The sequence below is a fragment of the Pseudomonas sp. URMO17WK12:I12 genome (genome assembly GCF_000514395.1).
Lineage (GTDB): Bacteria > Pseudomonadota > Gammaproteobacteria > Pseudomonadales > Pseudomonadaceae > Aquipseudomonas > Aquipseudomonas mucoides.
Genome location: NZ_AZVV01000004.1, coordinates 269209 through 295494, shown reverse-complemented (window position 1 = coordinate 295494; position 26286 = coordinate 269209). Strand labels below are relative to the sequence as shown.

The window sequence follows — 26286 nt, the reverse complement described above, 5'->3', positions numbered from 1 at the left end:
GTGCACCATGCAGTTCTGGCGACGCAGTATTCAATGGCAGTTGATCTTGAGCATGGGCACCGCCCTGCTGGTCAGTATCCTGATCGTAGTGGGCATTTATACCCTCGTGGTTAACCGTCTCGCCCAGAGCTATCTGGTCGAACAGGCCCTGCCGTCGAGCATCGAAGCGATGCGCAACGACATCGAGCGAATCCTCGTTCAACCCCTCACAGCCGCCAAGGACATCGCCAGCAATAGCATGGTGCGAGACTGGTTGGCCGCGGGTGAAGACAGCGGCCGGACGGCTGAATTTGCGCAATACCTGGAAGGCATCCGTGCTGAACACAAAGCCTTCACCGCGCTGATTATCGGCACCGCTTCAAATCACTATTTGACCGAAAAAGGTCTGGACCGGACCCTCAGCCGTTCCAATCCCAAAGACGCCTGGTTCTACTCCTTCCTCGACAGCAATCAGCCGCGCACCCTTAATATCGACAATGACACCGCGACCGGAGAATTGGCGCTGTTCATCGACCTTAAGGTCCAGGCTGCCGGTAAAGTCGTGGGCGTTGCCGGCCTGGGGCTGAGCATGAAAGAGCTGTCGGAGCTGATCCACAACTTCGCCTTCGGGGCGCGCGGCAAGGTCTATCTCGTGCGTTCTGACGGTTTGATCCAGGTGCATCCCGAAGCGGAATTCAGCGGAAAACGCACCTTGGCCGAGCAAATCGGTGCTCCGGCGGCGCAAGCCGTCATGGGTCAAAAAACCGCCACAAACAGCAGCTTCGTAAGAGACGGTGAAGACTTCCTCGCCTTGAGCCTGCCGCTGCGAGACCTGGGCTGGACGCTGGTGGCCGAAGTGCCACAATCGCAGATCTACGCCGAAGCCCGCCGCGCCATGTGGATGAGCAGCGGCATCGGCCTTGCCGTGGCGCTGGTTTGCCTGATGCTGGTGGTGTTGCTGGCCCGTGGTTTGGTGCGCCCGATCCGTCAGGTAACAGCGGCATTGGTAGCCATCGGTAGCGGCGGTGGAGATTTGACCCACCGGTTAGATTCCAGTCGCGCCGATGAACTGGGTGACCTGGCGCGCGGCTTCAATCGGTTCCTCGATAGCCAGCGTGAAATGATCGGCGAAGTGCTGACCACCAGCGAACGCTTGCGCACCGCCGTCGGCCAGGTGGCGAAGGTGGTGGACAACACGGCCCAGCGTTCTGGTCGGCAGCAGGAAATGACTGACATGGTCGCCACGGCCGTTCATGAGATGGGGTTGACCGTGCAGGAAATCGCCCAGAACGCCGGCAACGCGGCGGTTGCTTCGCAAAATGCTCGCGATGAGGCGATGCAGGCGCGGGAAGTGGTCGGCGGATCGATTCGACATATAGAAAGCATGTCGGATGAAATCGGCCTTGCGGCGACGGCGGTGGGCGAGTTGGCTCATCAGGTCGCCTCTATCGATCAGGTGTTGGCGGTGATTCGCGGGATTTCCGAGCAGACCAACTTGCTGGCGCTCAACGCCGCCATCGAAGCGGCGCGAGCCGGGGACATGGGCCGTGGATTTGCGGTAGTCGCGGATGAAGTGCGCACCTTGGCGCGCCGCACGCAGTCGTCGACCGATGAGATTCAGCAGATGATCGGCAGCCTCAAGCAGGGTGCGGAGAATGCGGTGTCGTCGATGCACAGCGGACAAGCGGCGACGGGCACCGGTGTTGAATCGAGCCAGCGCACTGGCGCGTCGTTGACGGCGATTACTGGGCAGGTGGAACGGATCAGCGACATGAATCATCAGGTGGCGACGGCGACGGAAGAGCAGTCGGCGGTGACCGAGGAGATCAACCGCAACGTGCAGGGGATTTCGGATTTGGCGCGGGCTACGGCTGGAGAAGTGAGAGCATGCCGTGAGGACTGTCAGACGTTGCAGCGGTTGGCGGATGATTTGGCGCGGCAGATGAGCAGCTTCAAACTGAGCTGATGAGTTGTCTGCGCTGACGCTATCGCGAGCAGGCTCACTCCTACAGTTGATCGCATTTCAACTGTAGGAGTGAGCCTGCTCGCGATTGGCCTTCAGCAACACCAAAGAATCAGAACCACTCATCCTGCATGTTCAGACACACATCATCCCGCGCCTCAAGAATCGTCAGTTCATGGTGGCAACCCGGCACTTCCCACGTCAGGAAATACCGTGCCGCCTGCAGCTTGCCCTTATAAAAGCTCACATCCGCCGCATGACCCTTGGCCAACCCTTCCTCGGCCCGAATCGCCTGTTCCAGCCAGCGCCAGCCAATCACCGTGTGCCCGAACACTTTCAGGTACAACGCCGAGTTCGCCAGGCTGCTGTTGACCTTGCCCTGCGCCAGATCAGTCAGCAGGCCGATGGTCACCGTTTGCAGGCGCGCCACCAGTTTCTCCAGCGGTTCACGCAATGCGGTCAAGGATTCATACGCCTGCGCCCGCGCGCCTGTGTCGGCGATCAGCCGGATCAATTGCTTGAGCCCCGCACCACCGTTCTGCGCCAGTTTGCGCCCGAGCAAGTCCAGCGACTGAATGCCGTGTGTCCCTTCATGAATCGGGTTCAGACGGTTGTCGCGGTAGTACTGCTCCACCGGGTATTCGCGGGTGTAGCCGTGGCCGCCGAGAATCTGAATCGCCAGTTCGTTGGCCTTGAGGCAAAACTCCGACGGCCAGGATTTGACGATGGGCGTCAGCAAATCCAGCAACTCATGGGCTTGTTTGCGCTCGGCTTCGGTTTCAAGCGTGGTGGTGTCATCGAACAATCGCGCCGCGTACAAGCCGAGGTCGAACGAACCTTCGACATAGGCTTTCTGCGTCAGCAACATGCGCTTGACGTCGGCGTGTTGGATGATCGCCACCGGCGCGGTGTTCGGGTCCTTGCTGTCCGGCACGCGACCTTGTGGACGTTCCCGGGCGTATTCCAGCGAGTACAAATACCCGGCATAACCGAGCATCACCGCGCCCATGCCGACGCCGATCCGCGCTTCGTTCATCATCTGGAACATGTAGCTCAAACCGTGATGCGGCTTGCCCACCAGGTAGCCGACACACTCGCCGTTATCGCCGAAATTCAGCGCGGTTGACGTGGTGCCGCGCCAGCCCATCTTGTGGAACAACCCGGCCAGCAACACATCGTTGCGCTTGCCGAGGCTGCCGTCCTCGTTGACCAGGAATTTGGGCACGATGAACAGCGAAATACCCTTCACCCCGGCCGGTGCGTCCGGCAGCTTGGCCAACACCATGTGCACGATATTTTCCGACAGCGGGTGATCGCCGCCGGAGATGAAAATCTTGTTGCCCTTGAGGCGATAAGTGCCGTCAGACGCAGGTTCGGCGCGCGTACGAATATCCGACAGCGACGAGCCGGCATGCGGTTCGGTCAGGGCCATGGTGCCGAAGAAACGCCCGTCGATCATCGGTTGCAGGAAGCGCTGTTTCTGCTCCTCGGTGCCGAAGCTTTCAATCAGGTTCGCTGCGCCCATGGTCAAGAACGGGTATGAAGTGGAGGCCGCGTTGGCCGATTGAAAATGCGCGAAGCACGCCTGGGACAACAGCGTCGGCAGTTGCATGCCGCCCGCGTCGAAACTGCGCGCGGCGTTGAGGAAACCGGCTTCGAGGAACGCATCCACTGCCGGCTTCACTTCCGGAATCAGAATCGCCTGACCATCCTCATAGCGCGGCTCGTTCTCGTCGCCCTTGCGGTTGTGCGGGGCGAAGAACTTTTCGGCGATGTTGCGGGCGGTACCGATGGCGGCATCGAAGGTCTCGCGATTGTGCTCGGCGAAACGCTCACGCTGGGTCAGGCCCTCGGCATCGAGGACTTCATACAGCTCGAAAGCCAGATTGCGGGAACTGAGCAACGTCTCGGACATGGCGGCCTACCTTTTTTTGGAATGGACCGAGTCTAGGCGTGGGAATAAAGGCTGAACAGGATGATTGATGAGCGTGATGGTAGAGCCGCGCAGAAACTTAGCAAACACCACAAACCCCTGTGGGAGCAGGCTTGCCCGCGATAGCGGCAGATCAGTCAACATTAATAGTGACTGACACATCGCTGTCGCGGGCAAGCCCGCTCCCACAGTGATTATTGCCAAGCCAGGCCCCGTTGCAGGTGCCCGGTTCGGGTTTAGCCGATGGTCATCAAGCTCGCATTACCACCCGCCGCAGCGGTGTTCACGCTCAACGCCCGCTCAATCACCAGACGCTCCAACGCAATGTTGGTCTCGCCTTGCGACAAACCATGAACACCGACAATGGCGCCCGCACGCTTGGCCACTTGCTGGCACACCGCACGCAATTGGTCCGAATGGCCATGATGCAGAACCGCATCAAACACCACTTCGTCTTTGTTCCAGTCGGACACCAGCTTGATGCGTGCCTGAACTTCCTTCGGCAGGCGTGCGAACAACGCCTTGCTCACGTCAGATTCCGGCCACACCGCCGAACCACCGACAGCCAACACCGCTGCCAGTTGGGTCAACAGATCGCCTTCAACCTCGGCCAGACACAGCACGTGCTCACGCGGCAGGATGGCGTAGCTGTTGCGCTCGCCGGTCGGGCCCGCCAGAACACGGGTTATCCCACTTTGCGATTGCGCCGAGAACTGCACGCACAGGGGGCTCAGGTCGGTAAGCTTGTTGCTGTCGGCCCAGGCTTTCAGGGCCGTCAGCGGCTTGCTCATGGCGTCACGCAGACGAACGTCCGGCGCGGCGATAGCGTCACCGCGAGCGAAGGATTGTTCGATCGCATCGGTAGGACGTGTCGACAGCAGGCGGTACAGGTACAGCGGACCACCCGCCTTCGGACCCGTACCCGACAAGCCTTCGCCACCGAACGGCTGCACGCCAACTACAGCGCCAACAATGTTGCGGTTTACGTAGACGTTGCCGGCGTTGACGTTGTCAATCACCTTGGCGATGGTCTCGTCGATACGGGTATGCACGCCCAGGGTCAGGCCATAACCGGAAGCATTGATCTGACCGATCAGTTGATCGATGTCTTTGCGCTTGTAGCGAACCACGTGCAGCACCGGGCCGAAGATCTCCCGTTGCAGTTCGTCGAAGCTTTCCAGTTCGATCAGGGTCGGCATCACGAAGGTGCCGCGTTTGACTTCTTCGCTGTTGGCGATAGCCACCTGGTACACGTTGCGACCTTTGTCGCGCATGGCCTGGATGTGCTTCTCGATGCCCGCCTTGGCTTCGGCGTCGATCACCGGGCCGATGTCCACGGACAGGCGCTCAGGATTGCCGAGACGGCATTCAGCCATGGCGCCCTTGAGCATTTCGATGACACGGTCAGCGGAATCTTCCTGCAAGCACAGGACGCGCAGTGCCGAGCAACGTTGGCCGGCGCTGTCGAAGGCCGACGACACGACGTCGATCACGACCTGTTCGGTCAGTGCCGAAGAGTCGACGATCATCGCGTTCTGACCACCGGTTTCGGCGATCAGCGGGATCGGACGGCCCTGGGCATCCAGGCGACCGGCGATGTTACGTTGCAGCAAACGAGCGACTTCGGTGGAGCCGGTGAACATCACGCCTTTAACGCGCTCGTCACCGACCAGCCCGGCACCCACGGTTTCGCCACGGCCCGGCAGCAGTTGCAGAACGCCTTCCGGAATCCCGGCTTCGAGCAGCAGACGCACGGCTTGAGCGGCGACCAGCGGGGTTTGTTCCGCAGGCTTGGCCAAAACCGGGTTACCGGCCGCCAGTGCTGCCGCGACTTGGCCACTGAAGATCGCCAGCGGGAAGTTCCACGGGCTGATGCACACCACCGGACCCAGTGGGCGGTGGGCGTCGTTGGTGAAATCGTTGCGCGCCTGCACTGCGTAATAACGCAGGAAGTCCATGGCTTCACGCACTTCTGCGATGGCGTTGGCGAAAGTCTTGCCGGCTTCACGAGCCAACAGGCCCATCAGCGGCTGGATCTCGCCTTCCATCAAATCGGCGGCACGTTCCAGAATCGCGGCGCGTTCGGCGGGCGGGGTGGCCTGCCAGATCGGTGCGGCGTTCAGGGCGCACTGGATCGCGTTGTCGACGTCTTCGACGGTGGCTTCCTGCACATGGCCAACCACGTCACGCAAATCGGACGGGTTCAGCACAGGCGCAGGGGGTTCAGTGCTGGAGGCGCAACCGAGCATCGGCGCGGCTTTCCAGTGGTTGTGAGCCGTGGCCAGCAGGGCGCAGGACAGCGAAGCCAAACGATGTTCGTTGGCCATGTCGATGCCGCTGGAGTTGGCGCGCTCGGCACCATAAAGATCACGCGGCAGCGGGATACGCGGGTGCGGCAGGCCGAAGCCGCCTTCCAGCGTCGCCATCTGCTCGATGCTGGCCACTGGATCGGCCACCAGCTCCTGGATCGAAATCGATTGGTCGGCGATGCGGTTGACGAACGAAGTGTTCGCGCCGTTTTCCAGCAGGCGCCGTACCAGGTAAGCCAACAGCGTTTCGTGCGTACCAACCGGAGCGTACACGCGGCACGGACGGTTCAGCTTGCCTTCGGAAACTTTGCCTACAACTTGTTCGTACAGCGGTTCACCCATGCCGTGCAGGCACTGGAACTCGTACTGACCCGGGTAATAGTTCTGACCGGCGATGTGATAAATGGCCGACAGGGTGTGGGCGTTGTGCGTGGCGAATTGCGGATAGATCACTTCCGGCACCGACAGCAACTTGCGGGCGCAGGCGATGTAGGAAACGTCGGTGTACACCTTGCGGGTGTAGACCGGATAGCCTTCCAGGCCTTCGACTTGGGCGCGCTTGATTTCGCTGTCCCAGTACGCGCCTTTCACCAGACGGATCATCAGGCGGTGACGGCTGCGGCGAGCCAGGTCAATTACGTAGTCGATCACGTACGGGCAACGCTTCTGATACGCCTGGATCACGAAACCGATGCCGTTCCAGCCGGTCAGTTGCGGCTCGAAGCACAGGCGTTCGAGCAGATCCAGCGACAGCTCGAGACGGTCGGCTTCTTCGGCGTCGATGTTCAAACCGATGTCGTACTGCTTGGCCAGCAAGGTCAGCGACAACAGGCGCGGGTACAACTCGTCCATCACACGCTCGTACTGCGCGCGGCTGTAACGCGGGTGCAGTGCCGAGAGCTTGATCGAAATGCCCGGGCCTTCATAAATCCCACGACCGTGGGACGCTTTGCCGATCGAGTGAATGGCTTGTTCGTACGAGGCCAGGTACTTCTGCGCATCGTGCTCGGTGAGTGCCGCTTCACCCAGCATGTCGTAGGAATAACGGAAACCCTTGGCTTCGAACTTGCTCGCATTGGCCAAGGCTTCGGCGATGGTTTCGCCGGTGACGAACTGCTCGCCCATCAGGCGCATGGCCATGTCGACGCCCTTGCGGATCATCGGCTCGCCGCTCTTGCCGATGATGCGGCTCAGGGACGAAGTCAAACCTGCTTCGTTATGCGTGGCGACCAGTTTGCCGGTCAGCAGCAGGCCCCAAGTGGCCGCGTTGACGAACAGCGACGGGCTGTTGCCCAAGTGCGGGTGCCAGTTACCGGTGCTGATCTTGTCGCGAATCAGTGCGTCGCGGGTGCCTTTGTCCGGGATGCGCAGCAGCGCTTCGGCCAGGCACATCAGCGCTACGCCTTCTTGGGATGACAGGGAAAATTCCTGCAACAGGCCCTGAACAATCCCGGCACGGCCACCGGCACTTTTCTGATTGCGCAGCTTCTCGGCAATCGATGAGGCCAGTTTGTTGGTGGCTTCAGCCATCGCTGCCGGCAGACGCGCCTGCTCGATCAGCATCGGCACCACTTCCGGCTCAGGGCGACGGTAAGCGGCGGTGATCGAAGCGCGCAGCACCGATTGCGGCAGGATGCTTTCGGCGAATTCGAGGAAGCACTGGTGAGCGTGATCCAGAGGCGCATCGACGGCGTCGTCGGAATCCTTGGTCAAACCGCTCAGCTCGGTCAGGGTTGCACCACCCTCGAGTTTTTCCAGGTAATTGAAAATTGCCTGCTTGATCAGCCAGTGCGGCGTGCGATCAATCGAGGTCGCGGCAGCCTTGAGGCGCTCGCGGGTCGGGTCGTCAAGTTTGACCCCAAGGGTGGTGGTAGCCATTTTTTTATCCTCATGTTTGCCACGACCGCGTGGCATCAGCTGGCGGCAAGATTAGCCGTGCAACCGTCGAGGTGCAACCGGGTGCAACCCTTTTTTTGTCGGAATAATAAGCAGCTCGTCAGGAATTAAATTCCGGTACGAACGTACCGCTTCTGCTTGGTGCTTTTACTTCTAGAAACATCGCATGACTGCGCTAAAAGGGAGCAAAAACCGCTCGGTTTCACGGAAAACAGTTTGGGTGCAACTAATTCTCACGAAATGGGTTGCACCTTATTTGGATTGTTGAATAGGATTCGCGCCCCAAGGTGCAACCGGATGAAAAATCGGTTCGCCGGCTGATGGCTTTCCTGGGGAAACATCAGTCTTAAATGCGCGGGCTTTGAAATCGTCTAAACAAACGTTGTCGTTTGTCGGCGGGTTCACACGCTGGCGCCACATAAAAACAAAGCCAGGGCATCACAGAATGAGCGTAAGCAATCCAACCCTGATCACGTTCGTGATCTACATCGCAGCAATGGTGCTGATCGGCTTGATGGCCTATCGCTCCACCAACAACCTTTCTGACTACATTTTGGGCGGTCGCAGCCTGGGCAGCGTCGTCACGGCCTTGTCCGCCGGCGCATCCGACATGAGTGGCTGGTTGTTGATGGGCCTACCGGGCGCCATCTACATGTCTGGCCTGTCCGAAAGCTGGATCGCCATTGGTCTGATCATCGGTGCTTACCTGAACTGGCTGTTCGTCGCTGGCCGTCTGCGCGTGCAGACCGAGCACAACGGCGATGCCCTGACCCTGCCGGATTACTTCGCCAGCCGTTTCGAAGACAAAAGCGGCCTGCTGCGGATCATTTCTGCGGTGGTAATCCTGGTGTTCTTCACCATTTACTGCGCTTCCGGCATCGTCGCTGGCGCCCGTCTGTTTGAAAGCACCTTCGGCATGTCCTACGAGACCGCGCTGTGGGCCGGTGCTGCGGCGACGATTGCCTACACCTTCGTCGGCGGTTTCCTCGCCGTAAGCTGGACCGATACCGTACAAGCCACACTGATGATCTTCGCGCTGTTGCTGACGCCAATCATCGTGCTGCTCGCCACCGGTGGCGTCGACACCACGTTTCTGGCCATCGAAGCGCAAGACGCCAGCAACTTCGACATGCTGAAAAACACCACCTTCATCGGCATCATTTCGCTGATGGGCTGGGGTCTGGGCTACTTCGGCCAGCCGCACATCCTCGCGCGTTTCATGGCGGCGGATTCGGTCAAGTCGATTGCCAACGCCCGTCGCATCTCCATGACCTGGATGATCCTGTGCCTGGGCGGCACCGTTGCGGTAGGTTTCTTTGGTATCGCTTACTTCTCGGCGAACCCTGATTTGGCCGGTCCGGTCACTGAAAACCACGAACGTGTGTTCATCGAACTGGCGAAAATCCTCTTCAACCCATGGGTTGCCGGTGTATTGCTGTCGGCCATCCTGGCTGCCGTGATGAGCACCCTGAGCTGCCAGTTGCTGGTGTGCTCCAGCGCCCTGACCGAAGACTTCTACAAAACCTTCCTGCGTAAATCCGCTTCCCAGGTGGAACTGGTCTGGGTCGGTCGCGCCATGGTGCTGCTGGTTGCCCTGATCGCCATCGCGTTGGCCGCCAACCCGGAAAACCGCGTACTGGGTCTGGTCAGCTACGCCTGGGCCGGTTTCGGTGCTGCGTTCGGTCCGGTTGTGCTGATCTCCGTGATCTGGAAAGACATGACCCGCAACGGCGCACTGGCCGGCATCCTGGTCGGCGCGATCACCGTGATCGTGTGGAAACACTTCGAACTGCTGGGCCTGTACGAAATCATCCCTGGTTTCATCTTCGCCAGCCTGGCGATCTACATCGTCAGCAAGCTGGGTTCGCCGACTCACGGCATGCTCCAGCGTTTTGCTGCGGCCGAGGCAGATTTCCGTCTGAACAAGTGATGGGGATGAGCTGAGGCGCTGATCTCTCGCCGAACATGAAAACGGCCCGCTTCCTGATGGAGGCGGGCCGTTTTTTTTGGCCTGTATAAATCTCGAATCCCTGTACATATTCCTGTAGGAGTGAGCCTGCTCGCGATAGCCGGGTCAGTCGACATCAAGTTGAATGATTAACCGTTATCGCGAGCAGGCTCACTCCTACAGGGGATTGGTGGTGGTTTTGAGGGAGATGTCTGTAGCCAAACGCACTGATTCGTGAAGGACAAATCTCTTTAAAAGTAGGGGGAATCTGATTTCCTTGTCCCTCCCTCAACCCCCCTTGTCGCTCATGCAGAATCGCCCGCCTTCATTCTGCAGAGACACATCGGATGTTCGCGCCTGCTAATCAACCGCGTTTCACGTTGACCCTCGACGGCGTCCAGAATGAGCTCAAAGTCCTTGAGTTCACGGGCACGGAAGCCATCAGCCAACCCTACCGTTTTGACCTGGAACTGGTCAGTGAACGGCCAGACATAGAACTGGAAAGCCTGCTGCACCGTCAGGCGTTTCTGAGTTTCGATGCACAAGGTTCCGGTATCCACGGTCAGATTTTTCTCGTCGGCCAAAGCGACTCCGGCAAACGTCTGACGGGTTATCAGATCAGCCTCGTGCCGCGCCTGGCTTACCTCGGTCAGCGCATCAACCAGCGCATCTTCCAGCACAAAAGTGTGCCAACGATCATCGCTCAGGTCCTCAAGGACCATGGCATCCAGCGCGATGCGTTCGAGTTTCAGCTCGGCAGCGACTACGCACCTCGCGAGTACTGCGTGCAGTACGCCGAAAGCGATCTGGCGTTCATCCAGCGGTTGTGTGCCGAGATCGGCATTCACTACCACTTCCAACACAGCCCCGACGGGCATCTGCTGGTGTTCGGTGATGACCAGACGGTTTTTCCTCGTCTGCCCGAGTCGGCGCTGTATCTGCCGGGCAGCGGAATGGCGGCGGTTGCGCCGGCCATCAAACGCTTCAACGTGCGTCTGGAAACCCGCACGACCGCGGTCGCGCGTCGCGACTACGACTTTCAAAAACCTCGCCTGCAACTCGAAACCCGTCTCGACAGCGAACAGCGCCCGGTGCTGGAGGATTACCATTTCCCCGGCCAGTTCATTGATCGCGAACATGGCAAGCAACTGACCCACCGTGCACTCGAACGCCACAATGCCGACTTTCGTCTGGCTGAAGGTAAAGGCGACGATTCGTCGCTGGTTTGCGGGCATTTCCTGCACCTCGCCGAGCATCCGCGTCAGGCATGGAACGACCTGTGGCTGATCACTCAAATCGAACATCGCGGCCGCCAGCCACAAGTGCTGGAGGAATCGGCCACCAGTGACGACCCGGACGACTTTCAGGGTTATCGCAATACGTTTCTGGCGACGCCGTGGGACGTTTCGTTTCGTCCGCCACTGGGGCCGCAAAAGCCCCGCATGCTCGGCTATCAACCGGCCGTGGTCACTGGGCCGACTGACAGCGAAATCCATTGCGACGAGTTCGGTCGGGTCAAGGTTCAGCTCGCCTGGGACCGCGATGGACAACTCAACGAACACTCCAGTTGCTGGCTGCGCGTGGCCACGGGCTGGGCGCATGACCGTTATGGCAGCGTGCTGATCCCGCGCGTCGGCATGGAAGTGCTGGTCGGCTTCATCGACGCTGATGCCGACAAGCCGCTGGTGATGGGTTGCCTGCCGAACGCGGCGACGCCCGTTCCGCTGGACCTGCCCGCCGACAAGACCCGCAGCATTTTCCGCAGCCAGAGCAGTCCGGGAGGCGGGGGGTACAACGAACTGCGCATCGAGGATCGCAAAGGCGCCGAGGAAATCTACCTGCGCGCCCAGCGAAACTGGACCCAGCATGTGTTGAACGATCAGCACGTGCAGGTCGATAACCAGCGCAGCATCGTCGTCACCGGCACCGCTCGCCACGAGTTGAAGGCCGACGAGCAGCGCATCACCCATGGCCAGCGCCAGGCCGAAGTGAAGCTCGACGATCACTTGGTGGTGATGGGTGATCGGCACATTCGCGTGACCAGCCAGGCGCTCAACGCCAGTCAGCAATTCCACGTCAGCGCCGGCCAGCAAGTGGTGATCGACGGTGGCGCCAGCGCGACGATTCAGGCGGGCGGGCAGTGGATCAATATCGGTCCTGGGGGGATTTTCAGCAGCGTGCCGATTCAGGTGGGCGGGGCGTTGATGCCGCCGATGGCGGCTGCGCCGACGGCGCCGAATACGCCGTTGAAACTCGCCGCTGCGCCGGCAGCGTTGTTGAGTGCTGCACAAATCATGAGCCTGAAAAGCGACGCGCCGTTTTGTGAGGAGTGTGAGCGCTGCAAGGACGGTGTCTGTGCGGCCTGATCATTTAACGCCTCGCGACTGGCTAGCCCGGCAGCCGCTGAAACCGTCGGAACAACTCTTTGCGATTTTCAGTAATGCCAGCACGGCTGAGCCGTTCAAAGTCTGGCAGCAATCGACCACCGTTCACGCGCCGCACCCGATCTGGGTCGATACCGCCTACGCCGAGTGGGAACCGGTGATGCCTTTTGTGGGAATCATTGAGGCAGGCAGTGAGTTTCTCGAGTGGGTCGCTGCCACCGAGTCTCGCGATTGGGGTTGGTTAGCGGTTTCTTCTGCGTCTCAAGAGGGGCTGGTCGAGCATCTGCGCAGCCTTACCCAGGTACTTTTGCCCAACGGACATGCGGTGTTTTTCCGCTTCTGGGACGGGCGTTATGTGCTGCCGATTCTTCAGTCCGGCGAAGTGAATGCCACGCAGTTAATGCCTGTGATCGACCGTTGTTTGATCAATGGTCAGCCGCTGGATATCGGCGGCAGTGCGCTGAAAACCACCAGGGTTTTTCCGTGGTGGGAAGTTTCCGAGTCGCTACTCAAGTACCTCGCTGGCGAGTCCGCGACGACTCGCATCAACAACTTGCTGATGTGGTTGAGCGAGGACCGACCTGATCTTTATGAAGCGTTTTCGCCGAGCGTATTGCGGCACAAAGTCGCGCTCTTCTTGCAGACGCCGGACCTGCCTCAAGCACCGAAATCAGCCTTGGTGGATTACCTGATGACGGAGCTGGACTGATGGATCAGATCGTGCGGATCGAGCAGGAGCTCGACGGGTTTAAAGACACGCTGGTTGTGTATCGCCAGCAACTTGGCAGCTTCTTGGGGCGGAATACGGACAGGGTCAGCCGGGCGATGGATTTGCCTTCGCTGATGGACATGGAGCGACTGGTAAAACTTGGGAGCACCACGACAGCGGTGAGCGGTGGCGATGATGATTTTTTCTCGGGTGTTGCTCAGTGTCCGGCAAGTGGGATTCTGGAAATCGAGAGCAAGTTTGAATCGGTTTATGACATTCCGTTGGGGAATATTTCAGTTGATGTGATTGCCCGGGATGGCGGCGAGATCAAATCGGTCAAGCTCGATGAAAACGGTAAGGGGCAGTTCGAAGGGATACCTGGCAAGTTCTACCGTGTTCATGTTCAGAGTGAAGTTACACCGAAGCAGATCGACAAGCTTTTTGATTCTTACAAAGGCCTGACCACGGAGCTGGAAGGCTGGCTGCGCAACGAGTGGCAGGGGTTTAAACCGCAGTGGTCGCAGCAAACGATGTCGGCCTCGTTGGCCGCCGTGGGCAATGGAATGCTCGCAGGAGGTTGGGCGGCCGTTCAGGCTGTTTGGGATGGTATCGGTGAACTAACCGACATTCTGAAAGACCCTGACGCCTTTGCCGAGAAACTGGGTGAAAGCGCAGGGGAACTGGCAAGTCTCGCTGTAAGCGCCCCAGACAAAATGGAAAAAGCCCTGTTGCTGGCCAGCGACGAGGCGGCGTTGTGTTTGCTGATGCGCACCGCAATGTTATGGCTCGAAGCATTGCCGCCATCGCAATTGGCCGGGACGTCGGCTGAGGCCATTTCCAAAGGTGTGGTTGGCCTGGTCATCGACGTATTGATTGGCTTGGTGTTGAGCGTGGTCGGCGTCGGTATTGCCTGGCTGACAGTGCGACTGGCCAAGTACAGCGCGCAGATTTTTCAGGCCGTGATGGGCTTCGTGAAGTCGATGGTCACGATCATCGACAACTTTATGGAGTACGTAGACCGCTACAAAACAGTCGCCGCGCGCGGCGTTGCAGCGGGACTAAACAAGGGGCGCATGCAACTGCGCTGGGATGCCAAACGCAACACCACCCTCAAGCAAAACGAACACCACGACAACGCCCCGGATCAGGCGAAAAACCCCAACGGCGACGCTGCCGATTCCGCCAACAAAACCGCCACCAACAAGTGCCCGGTGTCGATGGTCACCGGCGAAGAACTGCTGACCCTCACCGACGGTGCGCTGGACGGCATTCTGCCGTTTGACTTCACCCGGCTCTATCGCACCAGTGCTGCCGAAATCGATTGCGGCCTCGGCTTCGGCTGGAGTCATTCGCTCTCCCATCGACTGGAGATCGACGGCGACAGCGTCATCTGGATCGACCACGAAAACCGTCGCACCCCATTCCCGCTGCCGACCGCTGAACGCCCGGCGATTCACAACAGCCTGTCGCGCGCGGCGATTTATCTCGGGGCTGAACCCGAAGAACTGATCCTCGCCCAGGCCGGTGACGAAACGCGCTTTTACCACTTTCAAAATGGTTTTTTGACCGCGATCAGCGACGGATACGACAACCGCCTGCGCATCACCCGCGACCGTCAGGACCGCATCCAGCGTCTCGACAACGGCGCCGGCCGCGCCTTGCGCTTGCGTTATGAGCGCAGCCATTTGGTCGCCGTCGACTACCAGGTATTTGTCCCGGCCGAGACCCTCGATGAGTCCTGGAAGACCGAGCAAACCCTGGTCAGTTACACCTACGACGAACGCGCACACCTGATCGAAGCCAGCAACGCCGCCGGTGAAAGCGAACGCTACGACTACGACGACCAGCACGTCATCCTCCAGCGGCAACTGGCCGGTGGGGCGAGTTTCTTCTGGGCGTGGGAAAGGTCCGGAAAAGCGGCACGCTGTGTCCGCCACTGGGCCTCATTCGCACAGATGGATGCGCGCTACGTGTGGGATGACGCCGGCAGCGTCACCGTGCACAACGTCGACGGCAGCGAAGAGGTTTACGTCCACGACGAGCGGGCGCGGCTGGTGCGCAAGGTCGAACTGGATGGCGGTGAACAGCTCAAGGCCTATGACGAAGAAGGCCGGCTGATTGCCGAGCAGGACCCGCTCGGCGCCGTCACCGAATACCGATACGACGAAGTCGGACGCCTGGTGGCGCTGATTCCACCGGAAGACGAGCCAACGGCCTACGAATACCGCAACGGTTTCCTGCACGCCCGCTATCGCGGTAAAGCCGTGTGGAAGTATCGGCGCAATGCCCAGGGTGACGTTACCGAAGCGACCGATCCCGACGGCCAGATCACCCATTACCACTACGACGAAAAAGGTCAGTTGCTGTCGATTCGCTATCCGGACACCAGTCGGCATGTGTTCGTCTGGAACGGTTTGGGGCAACTGGTCGAGGAAACGCTACCGGACGGTGGTGTACGGCGGTTTTCCTACGACTCGCTCGGCAGACAGATTACCCGTCAGGACGAGCATGGTGCAGTCACTCAGTCGCAATGGGACGCCGTTGGCCGACTGATCCAGACGATTCTTCCTACCGGTGCCAGTCGCGCCTACAGCTACAACGCCTACGGAAAAATCACCGCCGAACGCGACGAACTCGGTCGCATCACGCGCTACGAATACCTCGACGACCTGCACCTGGTCAGCCGTCGGCTCAATGCCGACGGCTCCCAGCTGAAGTATCGCTACGACAACGCGCAGCTGTTGCTCACGGAAATCGAAAACGAATCCGGCGAAAAATATCAGCTGGACTACACCGCCGGCGGACTGATCCGACAGGAAACCGGCTTCGACGGCCAACGCACGGCGTATGCCTACGACCTCAATGGCCAGTTACTGGCGAAAACTGAGTTTGGCGCTGACGGTTCGCAGCTGATCACCGCTTACGAGCGGGATTCAGCCGGGCGACTGCTGGTCAAAACCCTGCCCGACGGGCTCAAGGTCGAATACCGCTACGACAGCTTCGGCCGGCTGATCGGCGTCGACGACGGCCACGACCATCCGCTGGAATTCGAATACGACCAACAGGACCGACTGATCACCGAGCATCAGGGCTGGGGCACGCTGCGTTATGGCTACGACGCCTGCGGCCAACTTAATCGCCTGCGCCTGCCGGACGGCAGCAAACTCGACTACCACCATGCCAAGGGCGGCGCGCTCACCGCCATCGACCTCAATGGTGCGCAGCTCACTAGCCACCAATTTACCTTCGGTCGCGAACAACAACGACAGCAAGGCCAGTTGCTCAGCGACTTTGCCTACGACGATCAGGGGCGTCTGAAAGCCCATGCTGTCAGCCAACAGCAACAACCGCTGTATCGCCGCGACTATGCCTACAGCGCCAACGGCAATCTCGACCATATCGCCGACACCCGCCACGGCCAACGCAACTACACCTACGACCCGCTCAACCGCCTGACCCGCGTGCGCCACACCCGCGACACCTCAGCGGAAAGCTTCGCCCACGACCCGGCCGGCAACCTGCTGATGCAGGACCGCCCCGGCGCCGCGAAAGTGCTGGGCAATCGCCTGCTGATGCAAGGCGACCGCCACTACGACTACGACGCCTTCGGCAACCTCATCCGCGAACGCCGCGGCACCGGGCAAAAGCTCGTCACCGACTACCGCTACGACTGCCAACACCGCTTGATCGGCGTCACCACCCCGGACGGTCGCACCGCCACTTACCGCTATGACGCCTTCGGCCGCCGCATCGCCAAAACCGTCGACGGCCACACCACCGAATTCTTCTGGCAAGGCGACAACCTCGTCGCCGAAAGCAGTCGCGAACACTACCGCAGCTACCTCTACGAACCCGGCAGCTTCCGCCCGCTAGCCATGCTCGACGGCAAAGGCCTGCGCAAAGCCTGCCCGTTCTACTACCAACTCGACCACCTCGGCACACCGCAAGAACTGACCGATTTTGGTGGCGAGATCGTCTGGTCGGCGAAGTACAACGCCTACGGCAAGGTTACGCAGCAGGCGTTCGGCGGGGGCGAGCAGCTTGAGCAGCCGCTGCGCTTTCAGGGGCAGTACTTTGATGCCGAGAGCGGTCTGCACTACAACCGGCATCGGTACTATGATCCGAAGATTGGCCGATACCTGACGCCGGACCCGATCAAGTTGGCGGGTGGGCTGAACCAGTATCAATACACGCTGAATCCGACGGGGTGGGTTGATCCGTTGGGGTTGAGCGGGAATTGTCCGCCACCGAATAAGCCTGGGTGTGGGGCGCCGGATGATACGACTGGCGCTAGGGTAGATGAAGGTGAGCCGGCGCTGCCGAAGCTGACGGGTGATCAGCGGAGGGCGCGGATTGATGAACTCACTGAGAATATTGCTTTCAAGGAACTGAAGAAAATTCAAAAAGCCCATCAACCTAAGGCTCACTTTTTGGATAAGCATGGTGCTCAGACTACTTTAGCGTCTCAATTTGAACGTGCTGACACGGCCCGAAATCCGACCACTGGGAAAATAGAAATGCGGAAGAATAGGAAAACAAAATTAGACGAACCGAGCATTCCTAGGGCCGCAACACGTTTCATTAGTCATAAAGACCAATTGAATGCGATAAATCGCGCGCAATTGATTTTCAAAAGAACTGGAAACTTAACATTGTCTAGTCGACCTGTGGAGATGCACCGGAAGGTTGGTGAAGGTTATAAAAGTGATGGGCTTGTGTATATCGAGCCTACCAAGACGGTGGTAATTATGAATGAGTTCGGGAAGCTTATAACTGCGTATGCGGAGTATTAGTTATGAAGTTTGAGCCTGATGTGTCGATTTTACCTGGGTTGCTCTTCGTTTTTGATATTGACTACCCTCACGAAGAGTCCGTGCTGGATGAGATTTGCTCTACGGATGTCAATGATCCCATAGCGCTGTCGAGGATTATGGATCTAGTTCTAAAGCCTACATATCAAAGGTTTTTGGAGGATGAGCAACAATGGCATGTGAATACACTTCGGCATTTTCTTGATAAAGGTGAGAGTTTTAAGTCTGTACTTGAGAAGCGTAGTTTTTTATTTTCTGATGAGGTTGTCGATGGTCGTGAATTTATGCGGATTTTGTATCTGTGCTTAATGCGCTATCAGCGTGAGGAGAGTAAATAAATCTATCCCGTTTTGCAGGGGCGTGTTTCTATTTTTGTTGATTTCTCGGATCAGCAAATTCACAACGACCATCCTAATCTGGCGATTGGCAAAAATTCAGGTAGATCGAATAGACGTGTCTTTCTGACAGGAGTTGCGAGAATTGCGGGCATAGGATATCTAAATCTGTCCTCTTTTACTTATTTCTCCTTTCTTGTGAATTTTGTTTTCGAGTATTGATAGCGAAGAAGAATTTTATCTGTTTCTGAAGGGTATATTTTTAGTGTTGAAAGTAATTGATGAAGAAAAAAATAAATCGCTTGTTGATCGGATGGATGACGCTGGCTGCGTTTTCAATTTTGTCGTGCTCCGCCCTGAGATAAATGTGACAGTCGACGAATCAATTCATCGGCAAGCTTTGATCAGGCTTCACGAAAAGCTCATGAAAGATTTGTGGGATTGGCATAACGATTTGATAAAAAATCCCGAGTATATAAATCCAGTAGATCCTGCTATCAGTTGGGACCTAGAGAAGGCTGTGGCTACTGTTTTGAGTCGGAAAGAAATACATAATCTCATTTTGGTCGAAGATTATGAGCGAGGACCGTTGGCGTTTTACGGTTCTTTTCGTGAGCCACCTTATAGAACTGAATTCAAAGGAGGAGAACTTGAGGCTCAGGCACTATTCCGTGAGTGGTGTCAGGCTCTAGGCCTCGAAGAGCAAGATGATGTTGTAGTAATAAATTGGGTTAAGGGATTTAAGCGAGAATGGGTCAATAACTCTGATGCAATTCCAGGGCGCGAATCGTGGAGTGATTACTTCAACGAAGGTTTGGAGTGGTGGGGGGTGTGGTGTTTGACGATCTGGAATCCCAAACGTCGAACTCTCAGCGCACTGATTGCCAGCACAACAGACTAATTAAAATCTGTTTAATATTTTCGTGGTGGTAACGAATTTTCCGGGCAAGCTCATCGGAAGTTTCCTTCAAGTTGTGACGGCTTCCATGAACTGGTGGGCTATGGGTTGCAGGGATAGTCTTTGGCTGTCACCGCGCAAGTGGTGGCAGGGTGTAGGAGCCCTCACTCATGATGCAACAGCTCTGTCGTTTGATTGCGGCACTTAACTCGTGTCCATATGATCGTTCGCGGCGGCTGTGCGCGGGACACGCTTCGGCGTGACCGAGGTTCATGAGTGCTCGGTACTCCTACTCCTGCGCATGGCTGCCACCCAAACCTGTAGGAGGGTGCGTTTGGCAGCTCATTTTCATACTCATGGAATTTACAAATGACAACGCTAACGCCAGATCCACCCTACGAAAAACCAATCCCCCACCCCAAAAACCGCTTCATGGCCCTCACCAGCAACTGCACCGACATGCCCACGCTGTTCGTCGATACCCACGCGCCGCTCGATGTTTTATACGAGGCTGCCAACTATCGAATTCGCGCCGTCACGCAGGTGTTGGAGAACATTTCGATGCGCGGTTCGGTTGAGTGTGAGTCGTTCATTCTTAGTGATTTTGCGTTGCTGTGCGCCATTCCGTTGCGGGATGGGTGTGATGTGCTGGATGTGATTGGACGGCGATTGCGGGCGATGCCTTCGCAATAGCGACTGGCTGCTTTTGTGGCGAGGGAGCTTGCTCCCGCTGGGCTGCGTAGCGGCCCCAAAACCTGCAACTCGGTTATGTCAGTTGTTCCGAGGGGTTTGGTTTGGCGACTGCTACGCAGTCGAGCGGGAGCAAGCCCCCTCGCCACAGGGTCTTGTGGGTACTGGGATATTTTGGGGCTGTTGTGCAGCCCGACGGGGCAAGCCCCCTCACCGCAGGTTTGTGGGCCTGCAAGTGCCCGCTCGGCTGCGAGGCCCTGACGTTCGCCTCGGTACAAGGTAAACTTCCCGGCCTTCGCAGGAGCAATCATGAATTATCGTCACGCCTTCCATGCCGGCAATCACGCCGATGTGTTCAAACACCTGACCTTGACCCGCCTCATCGCCCTGATGTCGCGCAAGGAGCAGCCGTTTGCCTATCTCGACACTCACGCCGGCATTGGTCTGTATGACCTGCAGGGTGATCAGGCGAGCCGTACCGGTGAGTACCTGGAAGGTATTGCGCGTCTGTGGGATCAGCCGGACCTGCCGGCGCTGACCGCCGATTACATGAACGTGCTGCACGACATGAACCCGGATGGCCAGTTGCGCTATTACCCGGGGTCGCCGGAGCTGGCGCGGCGTCTGACGCGGCCGCAGGATCGGGTGATGCTCAACGAGAAGCACCCCGAAGACGGTTTGCTGCTCAAGGACAACATGGCCGGTGATCGTCGGGTGAAGGTGCATCTGGGCGAAGGTTGGCATGTGCCGCGCGCGATGTTGCCGGTGCAGGAGAAGCGGGCGGTGATGTTGATTGATCCGCCGTTTGAACAGCTCGATGAGATGCAGCGCTGTGCGGCGTCGCTGAAAGAAGCGGTTGGCCGGATGCGTCAGACCGTGGCGGCGATCTGGTACCCGGTGAAGGACCAGCGCCTGTTGCGTCGTTTCTATCAGGATCTGGCGGGCTCGGGCGCGCCGAAGTTGTTGCGTGTGGAGTTGCTGGTGCATCCGTTGGATACGCCGAACAGTCTGAACGGGTCCGGGTTGGCGATTGCGAATCCGCCGTGGGGGCTGGAAGAGGAATTGCGTGAGTTGCTGCCGTGGCTGTCCAAGAAGTTGGGGCAGACCCAGGGTGGGTGGCAGATGGATTGGTTGATTGCTGAGAGTTGATGGCTGATCAGATGCATTGATGGCGTCTGAGAGGACGCCATCGCGGGCAAGCCCGCTCCCACAGGGATATATGTCGATTACAAAATTGTGGTCGGACACAAAACCCATGTGGGAGCGGCGGTGCGACGATTCGACTTGCCTGCGATGCTTTTGAGGCCCGAAAAATCAGATCGGGCAGGTCACGCCTGTGCCGCCAATCCCGCAATAGCCTTCAGGGTTTTTCGCCAGGTACTGCTGGTGATACGCCTCGGCGAAGTAGACCGTCGGCGCTTCGGCGATTTCGGTAGTGATTTCGCCTTTCCCGGCCTTGGTCAATTCAGCCTGGAACACGTTCCTGCTGTGTTTGGCGGCTGCTAGTTGCTCCGGGTTGGTCGCATAGATCACCGAGCGGTACTGGGTGCCGATGTCGTTGCCCTGACGCATGCCCTGAGTCGGGTTATGCAGTTCCCAGAACATCTTCAGCAGCTCGTCGTAGCTGACTTTTTCCGGCTCGTAGACCACCAGCACCACTTCGCTGTGGCCGGTCAGGCCTGAGCAGACTTCTTCATAGGTCGGGTTCGGCGTGAAGCCGCCGGCGTAACCCACGACTGTGCTGACCACGCCTTCACGCTGCCAGAAACGACGTTCCGCGCCCCAGAAGCAACCCAGGCCGAAGATGGCAAAGTCGACGTTGGTGACGAACGGGCCGAGCAGCGGGGAGTCGTGGACGAAATGTTTTTCCGGCAGGTTCATCGGGGTTTCACGGCCGGGTAGAGCTTGTTCTTTGGTTGGAAGCACGTTTTTGTTCACCAGGATTTCCGAGCGCAAGACCATGATCAGTCCTCTCAGTCAGGTTGGGATGTAGGAATCAGACCGCCAGTGTGCCCAAACCCTTCCCGTTACGCACTACCCCTGTAGGAGTGGGGTCAGACGAGAGGGCCGCGCGGGTAGCGCTTGAGCTTTTCGATCAGCTCGGCGCCGGGGATCGGCCGGTCGAACAAGTAGCCCTGACCGACGTCGCAGCGGTGGCGGCGCAAGAACGCCAGTTGCTCGGCGGTCTCGATGCCTTCCGCCACGACCTTGAGTTTCAGGTTGTGGGCCATGGCGATTACTGCGGAGGTGATTTCCATGTCGTCCTGGTTGTCCGGGATTTCGTGGATGAAGCTGCGATCGATCTTGATGATGTCGATCGGGAATTTTTTCAGGTAGCTGAGCGACGAGTAACCGGTGCCGAAATCGTCCATGGCCAGGGTCAGGCCCAGGCGCTTGAGTTGGTCGAGCTGCAAGTGGGTGTCTTCGGTGGCTTCCAGCAGCAGGCCTTCGGTCAGTTCCAGCTCCAGCAGGTTCGCCGGCAGCGCTTCTTCCTTAAGGATGTTGGCGATGGACGAGACCAGGTCCGGGTCGGAGAACTGCTTGGGCGACAGGTTGATCGCCACTTGAAGATTGCCCAGGCCAGCGGCGCTCAGTTCCTTGCTCATGCGACAGGCCTGGCGCGCGATCCATTTGCCGATCGGGATGATCAGGCCGGTTTCTTCAGCGACGCTGATGAACTGATCCGGGCGGATCATGCCTTTGTCCGGGTGGTTCCAGCGCAGCAGCGCTTCCATGCCCAGCAGGCGGCCGCTGCGCAGGCAGAGCTTGGGCTGGTAGAACACGTCCAGTTCGTTCTGAGTCAGGGCGCGGCGCAGGTTGTTCTCGACGAACAGCTTGTAACTGGCCTCGGCATTCAGTGCTTCAGTGAAAACCTGGACCTGATGCTTGCCGTTGGCCTTGGCCTTGTGCAGCGCCAGGCCGGCGTTGCGCATCAGGGTTTGCGGGTCGCGACCGTGCAGCGGCGCACAGGCCAGGCCCACGGAGCCGGTGACGCTGATCAATTGGTTGTCGACGAACATCGGCTTGTCGAGGGTCATCAACAACTGATGGGCGACCTGTTGGCCGGTGCGCAGGTCGGTGTTGTCCAGCAACACGGCGAATTCGTTACTGGCGAAACGCGCCAGGCTGCCGCTCGGGCTCAGGCTGTTGCGCAGGCGTCGGGCCAGGCTGATCAGCAGTTTGTCGCCAGTCTGGTGACCGAGGCTGTCGTTGATCCGCTTGAAGTTGTCGATGTCCACCAGCAACAGGCTGATCGGTGTGTCGGTGTCGCGGGCGAAGCGTTCATCGAGGTTGCGGATGAATGCCGGGCGGTTGCCGAGGTTGGTCAGATTGTCGGTGTAGGCCAGGCGCTCGATGCGCTGCTGGGCGAGTTTGGTTTGGGTGATGTCTTCGTAAATGCCGATGTAATGCGTCAGCTCGCGGTTGTCGCCATAGACCTTGGAGATCGACAGCTGGCCCCAGTACGGTTCGAGGTTTTTACGTCGGCTCTTGAATTCACCCTGCCAACTGTTGCTCTTGGCCAGCGCCGAGGGCGCGTCGAACAGCAGTTCGCTGAGGTTCTCCAGCGCCGGCAGTTCCGACAGCCGCTGGCCGTGGACTTCTTCGGTGCTGTACTGGGTGATCGCGGTGAAGCTCGGGTTGACGTATTCCACCACGCCGTCGCAATTGACCAGCAAAAAGGCGTTGGCGCTTTGCTCGACCGCACGCTGGAACAGGTGCAGGGCGCTGGTGGCGGTGCGGCGGTTGTGGTTGTTGATGACCTGGGCGAACTGATCGGCCAGCTCGCCGGCGAAAGCGATTTCGTCAGACTGCCAGGCGCGGGTCGCCCCCGTCTGTTCCAGGCACAGCACGCCGACCACCTGGCCGTCGACGCGGATGCTGGCGTCGAGCATCGCGTTCACATCGCGGGGGCGCAGGCTCTCGGCCATGTCCCGGGTGCGCGGATCACGCATGGCGTTGTGGGCATCGATGGCGCGGCTGCTGTGCAAGGCTTCGAGGTAATCGGGGAAGCCGCTGACGTCGATCGGTTCCGGCAGTTGGTATTCACTGCTGGCGCGGTGATAGGCCGATATCGGTACCAACATCGAGCCTTCGAGGTTCCACAGGCTGGCACAGTCGATTTCGTAGATGTCGCAGGCGCTGCGGGTGATCAGTTCGGCGGCTTCTTGCAGGGAATTGTTGGTGCTGTAGCGCTGGCGGGTCAGTAACAGGATCAGGTCCTGCTGGGCGCGCACCCGGTCCAGATGCTGCAATTGTTCCTGCTGGGCGCGCTGGTTGAGCTCCAAGGCAATTTGCAGCCGCGAGTTCTGGGTTTCCAGATCCTGCGCGGGCTGAAGCTGAAAGCCCTCGAACAGGTCATCGACCACCAGCAGATAGCCGCGCAACAGGTGCCGATTGTGCTGTTTATAGGCTTCGCCCAGTTCCAGCAGGTTCAAGGCGCCCGAGGCGGTGTGCAAGGTGTAGCGGATCTGGTAGTTCGGACTGTCGGTGAGTTGCTGCTGGACCGCGTCATGCAGCTGATAGCGCGCTTCGGGCTCCATCAGGCTGGCGTAGGGGGAGTCGACCAGCGCACACAGGTCGACGGCCGGCAGGCCGAAATGGCGTTCGCAATTAGGATCGAGAAACAGCAGCGCCCAGCTAGGCTCATTCAGCCGTTCGAAACGCAGCATGCCGAGCCGCGAGGGCACAGGCAACTGCGTCACTACCTCGGCCACCATACGGCTGGCGGCATCGGGTTGGCTTTTCATTGAGGGAAACTCGCTTCGAATGTGCTGATCGCGCCGGGCTCTCGCCCTCTTAACTGTTGTCTGCGGCAAGGTTGCATCATTGCGGCCCCGACTGACAAGAGACATGAAGGCCAAGTGCTATAAGAATATGTCGGCCGGCGCGAAGTTTTCTTCAGCCCGGGCTCAAAACTAATGCATTTGGCCTTCATGACCTTAGTGCAGCGGGATGTTTACCGTTTGTAATCGTTTGCCGTCCCGGTCGTGGTAATTGACCTGAACCTGCTCGCCATCAACGATCAGATGGGCGAAGTTGTCCTCGCTGACGACTTGGCTGGTCAGTTCATGCCGATAGTCCCCCGCCGCCGTTTGCGCCAGCGGCTGATCCAGAATGAAGGTGGAGGCCTTGGCGTATGGCAGCAGTTTGCTGTTGCACAGCGGCGAAGAGACAACGGTGTGCACCTCGAAGTCCGGGTTTGCGCTGTGGGTCAGGCGACTGGTCAAGGAGCCGTGGACATCGCCCGACACGAAGATGACGTTCTTGATGCGGTGCGTGCGAATCGTCTCCAGCAACCGCAGGCGTTGTTCTGGAAAGGCCTTCCAGGCGTCATCGCCATGGCGTTTGCGGTCGGGGTAGAACATCACGCTAGTGACCACGAATTTGACCCGGGCCGGGCTGTGGATCAGCCATTTGAGCAGTGTTTGTTCCTGTTCTTCATCAAGGATACGGCGATCATCGGCGGACAGGTTGCGGCGAGTACGGCTGTCGGTGACAAACCATTCAATATCACCGTCGGTGAACTGATACCAATAACGTTCTAGTTTTCTGTTTATCTGTCCGTTGGTCAGAAGTTCATGTGCCGGACTGTGGCTGGCTTGATAGAGCTCATAAGCCGCGATGGCGTTTTTATATAAGTAAGCATCGCCCTTGCTTTTGTTGGCAGGCCAGTTGTCTTCTATTTCATGGTCGTCGAGGATCATGTAGGTCGGCAAATTGGACATTAATCTGGATATGTTCGGTTGGGAAAAAGCTGCACGATACTTATTGAGTATTTCCTTGTATTCCCGGTCGGGAGCAACGAGGTTCAGGTCATCGACATAGATTTGGTCGCCGGTCATCAGCATCGCGCTGACAGGCGGGTCAACCTGCTGCGTCAAATCGGCAATCGAGGCAAAAATCCGGTCACCCCGTTTCGGCGCCGACGCAATGCCTGCCGTCATGCGTAGATAGCGGCAAGAGCCGACCACGTAAGCTCGTGGCGTGGTGGTCTTGCTGGAGCGAGTGCGGAACCGGTAAATCTCCCGTGGCCATTGCAGTGGCAGTTCCTGGACCGTTTCCACGGTATGCACCGGGCTCATCGGGCTGAACCAGCCGGCCTGATATTCGTACTCGGTGTCGCTGGCCAGCTCATTGAGCGCAATCACATCGGCCATGTCGCGCAAGCGCGTCAACTTAACAAATTCGCCTCGGGACCAATGGGCTTCGCCTTGGCGCCGATAACGAACCCCTGCAAATGCCAATGCATTATCTTGAAGTTCTCCACGCAGAAAAATGCGCGCGTGATTAGTTGTAGTGTGGCCCATAATCGGGCCGACAGTCGGTTTGAACATGTTCGATTCCATTCGAAGTAATTGCTAGCGAAGCAGGAAGTAGCTGATGTGGTTTTATTAAGTTTCAGTGCAACTAAGACTAGTTGCTGCTTCGAA

General features: G+C 58.5%; 14 protein-coding genes and 1 pseudogene. 10 read left to right on the top strand and 5 right to left on the bottom strand.

Annotated elements, in window-relative coordinates; genetic code table 11:
* Positions 1-7: 7 nt before the first annotated feature.
* Both D882_RS1000000133435 and D882_RS1000000133430 read left to right on the top strand, forming a co-directional pair.
* Positions 8-1081: pseudogene (locus D882_RS1000000133435) on the top strand (cache domain-containing protein); the annotation flags it as partial.
* An 18-nt stretch (positions 1082-1099) separates the two neighbouring features.
* A complete protein-coding gene (locus D882_RS1000000133430; RefSeq protein WP_371258936.1) occupies positions 1100-1945 on the top strand; it encodes a methyl-accepting chemotaxis protein in 846 nt (281 codons plus the stop codon).
* 109 nt (positions 1946-2054) lie between these two features.
* On the opposite strand, the gene D882_RS0104100 is transcribed toward D882_RS1000000133430, so the two are convergent.
* The gene (locus D882_RS0104100; RefSeq protein ID WP_027922057.1) at positions 2055-3857 is read right to left on the bottom strand and encodes an acyl-CoA dehydrogenase; all 1803 of its coding nucleotides are present in this window, start codon (positions 3855-3857) and stop codon (positions 2055-2057) included.
* Between the two features lie 254 nt (positions 3858-4111).
* Complete coding sequence (putA, locus tag D882_RS0104095) at positions 4112-8062, bottom strand: trifunctional transcriptional regulator/proline dehydrogenase/L-glutamate gamma-semialdehyde dehydrogenase (protein WP_027922056.1); 3951 nt, start codon at positions 8060-8062, stop codon at positions 4112-4114.
* Between the two features lie 463 nt (positions 8063-8525).
* Here putA and putP point away from each other — a divergent pair, with 463 nt between their 5' ends.
* The 8 genes from putP to D882_RS0104055 all read left to right on the top strand — a co-directional run bounded on the left by putP (position 8526) and on the right by D882_RS0104055 (position 21004).
* The gene (gene putP, locus D882_RS0104090) at positions 8526-10010 is read left to right on the top strand and encodes a sodium/proline symporter PutP (RefSeq protein ID WP_027922055.1); all 1485 of its coding nucleotides are present in this window, start codon (positions 8526-8528) and stop codon (positions 10008-10010) included.
* A 365-nt stretch (positions 10011-10375) separates the two neighbouring features.
* Positions 10376-12394, top strand: a complete 2019-nt coding sequence (locus tag D882_RS0104085) for a type VI secretion system tip protein VgrG (protein WP_027922054.1) — start codon at positions 10376-10378, stop codon at positions 12392-12394.
* Positions 12384-13121 (top strand): DUF4123 domain-containing protein, encoded by a 738-nt coding sequence (locus tag D882_RS0104080; protein WP_027922053.1) that lies wholly within the window; start codon positions 12384-12386, stop codon positions 13119-13121. Before D882_RS0104085 ends, D882_RS0104080 begins: the two co-directional genes overlap by 11 nt.
* A complete protein-coding gene (locus D882_RS0104075; protein WP_027922052.1) occupies positions 13121-17914 on the top strand; it encodes an RHS repeat-associated core domain-containing protein in 4794 nt (1597 codons plus the stop codon). Before D882_RS0104080 ends, D882_RS0104075 begins: the two co-directional genes overlap by 1 nt.
* Positions 17915-17916: 2 nt before the next feature.
* Positions 17917-18270, top strand: a complete 354-nt coding sequence (locus tag D882_RS0104070) for a hypothetical protein (RefSeq protein WP_027922051.1) — start codon at positions 17917-17919, stop codon at positions 18268-18270.
* Between the two features lie 262 nt (positions 18271-18532).
* Positions 18533-19168, top strand: coding sequence for a hypothetical protein (locus tag D882_RS0104065; protein ID WP_027922050.1), 636 nt, complete (start codon positions 18533-18535; stop codon positions 19166-19168).
* 366 nt (positions 19169-19534) lie between these two features.
* Positions 19535-19858 (top strand): hypothetical protein, encoded by a 324-nt coding sequence (locus D882_RS0104060; protein WP_027922049.1) that lies wholly within the window; start codon positions 19535-19537, stop codon positions 19856-19858.
* A gap of 306 nt (positions 19859-20164) precedes the next feature.
* Positions 20165-21004, top strand: coding sequence for a 23S rRNA (adenine(2030)-N(6))-methyltransferase RlmJ (locus D882_RS0104055; RefSeq protein WP_027922048.1), 840 nt, complete (start codon positions 20165-20167; stop codon positions 21002-21004).
* Between the two features lie 165 nt (positions 21005-21169).
* Here D882_RS0104055 and msrA read toward each other — a convergent pair whose 3' ends face one another.
* The 3 genes from msrA to D882_RS0104040 form a co-directional block, all read right to left on the bottom strand.
* Entirely contained in the window at positions 21170-21817 is a 648-nt protein-coding gene (gene msrA, locus D882_RS0104050; RefSeq protein WP_027922047.1) for a peptide-methionine (S)-S-oxide reductase MsrA, read from the bottom strand.
* Positions 21818-21909: 92 nt separating this feature from the next.
* Positions 21910-24603: a bifunctional diguanylate cyclase/phosphodiesterase gene (locus tag D882_RS0104045; RefSeq protein WP_027922046.1), complete on the bottom strand. Its 2694-nt coding sequence runs from the start codon at positions 24601-24603 to the stop codon at positions 21910-21912.
* Positions 24604-24795: 192 nt separating this feature from the next.
* Positions 24796-26190, bottom strand: a complete 1395-nt coding sequence (locus D882_RS0104040) for an alkaline phosphatase D family protein (protein ID WP_027922045.1) — start codon at positions 26188-26190, stop codon at positions 24796-24798.
* Positions 26191-26286 lie beyond the last annotated feature (96 nt).

Excerpts from the sequence above, each read along its gene's own strand:
- D882_RS1000000133430 (WP_371258936.1), top strand. The coding sequence starts at position 1,100 with ATGATCGGCGAAGTGCTGACCACCAGCGAACGCTTGCGCACCGCCGTC.
- D882_RS0104100 (WP_027922057.1), bottom strand. The coding sequence starts at position 3,857 with ATGTCCGAGACGTTGCTCAGTTCCCGCAATCTGGCTTTCGAGCTGTAT.
- putA (WP_027922056.1), bottom strand. The coding sequence starts at position 8,062 with ATGGCTACCACCACCCTTGGGGTCAAACTTGACGACCCGACCCGCGAG.
- putP (WP_027922055.1), top strand. The coding sequence starts at position 8,526 with ATGAGCGTAAGCAATCCAACCCTGATCACGTTCGTGATCTACATCGCA.
- D882_RS0104085 (WP_027922054.1), top strand. The coding sequence starts at position 10,376 with ATGTTCGCGCCTGCTAATCAACCGCGTTTCACGTTGACCCTCGACGGC.
- D882_RS0104075 (WP_027922052.1), top strand. The coding sequence starts at position 13,121 with ATGGATCAGATCGTGCGGATCGAGCAGGAGCTCGACGGGTTTAAAGAC.
- D882_RS0104070 (WP_027922051.1), top strand. The coding sequence starts at position 17,917 with ATGAAGTTTGAGCCTGATGTGTCGATTTTACCTGGGTTGCTCTTCGTT.
- D882_RS0104060 (WP_027922049.1), top strand. The coding sequence starts at position 19,535 with ATGACAACGCTAACGCCAGATCCACCCTACGAAAAACCAATCCCCCAC.
- D882_RS0104055 (WP_027922048.1), top strand. The coding sequence starts at position 20,165 with ATGAATTATCGTCACGCCTTCCATGCCGGCAATCACGCCGATGTGTTC.
- msrA (WP_027922047.1), bottom strand. The coding sequence starts at position 21,817 with ATGGTCTTGCGCTCGGAAATCCTGGTGAACAAAAACGTGCTTCCAACC.
- D882_RS0104045 (WP_027922046.1), bottom strand. The coding sequence starts at position 24,603 with ATGAAAAGCCAACCCGATGCCGCCAGCCGTATGGTGGCCGAGGTAGTG.
- D882_RS0104040 (WP_027922045.1), bottom strand. The coding sequence starts at position 26,190 with ATGTTCAAACCGACTGTCGGCCCGATTATGGGCCACACTACAACTAAT.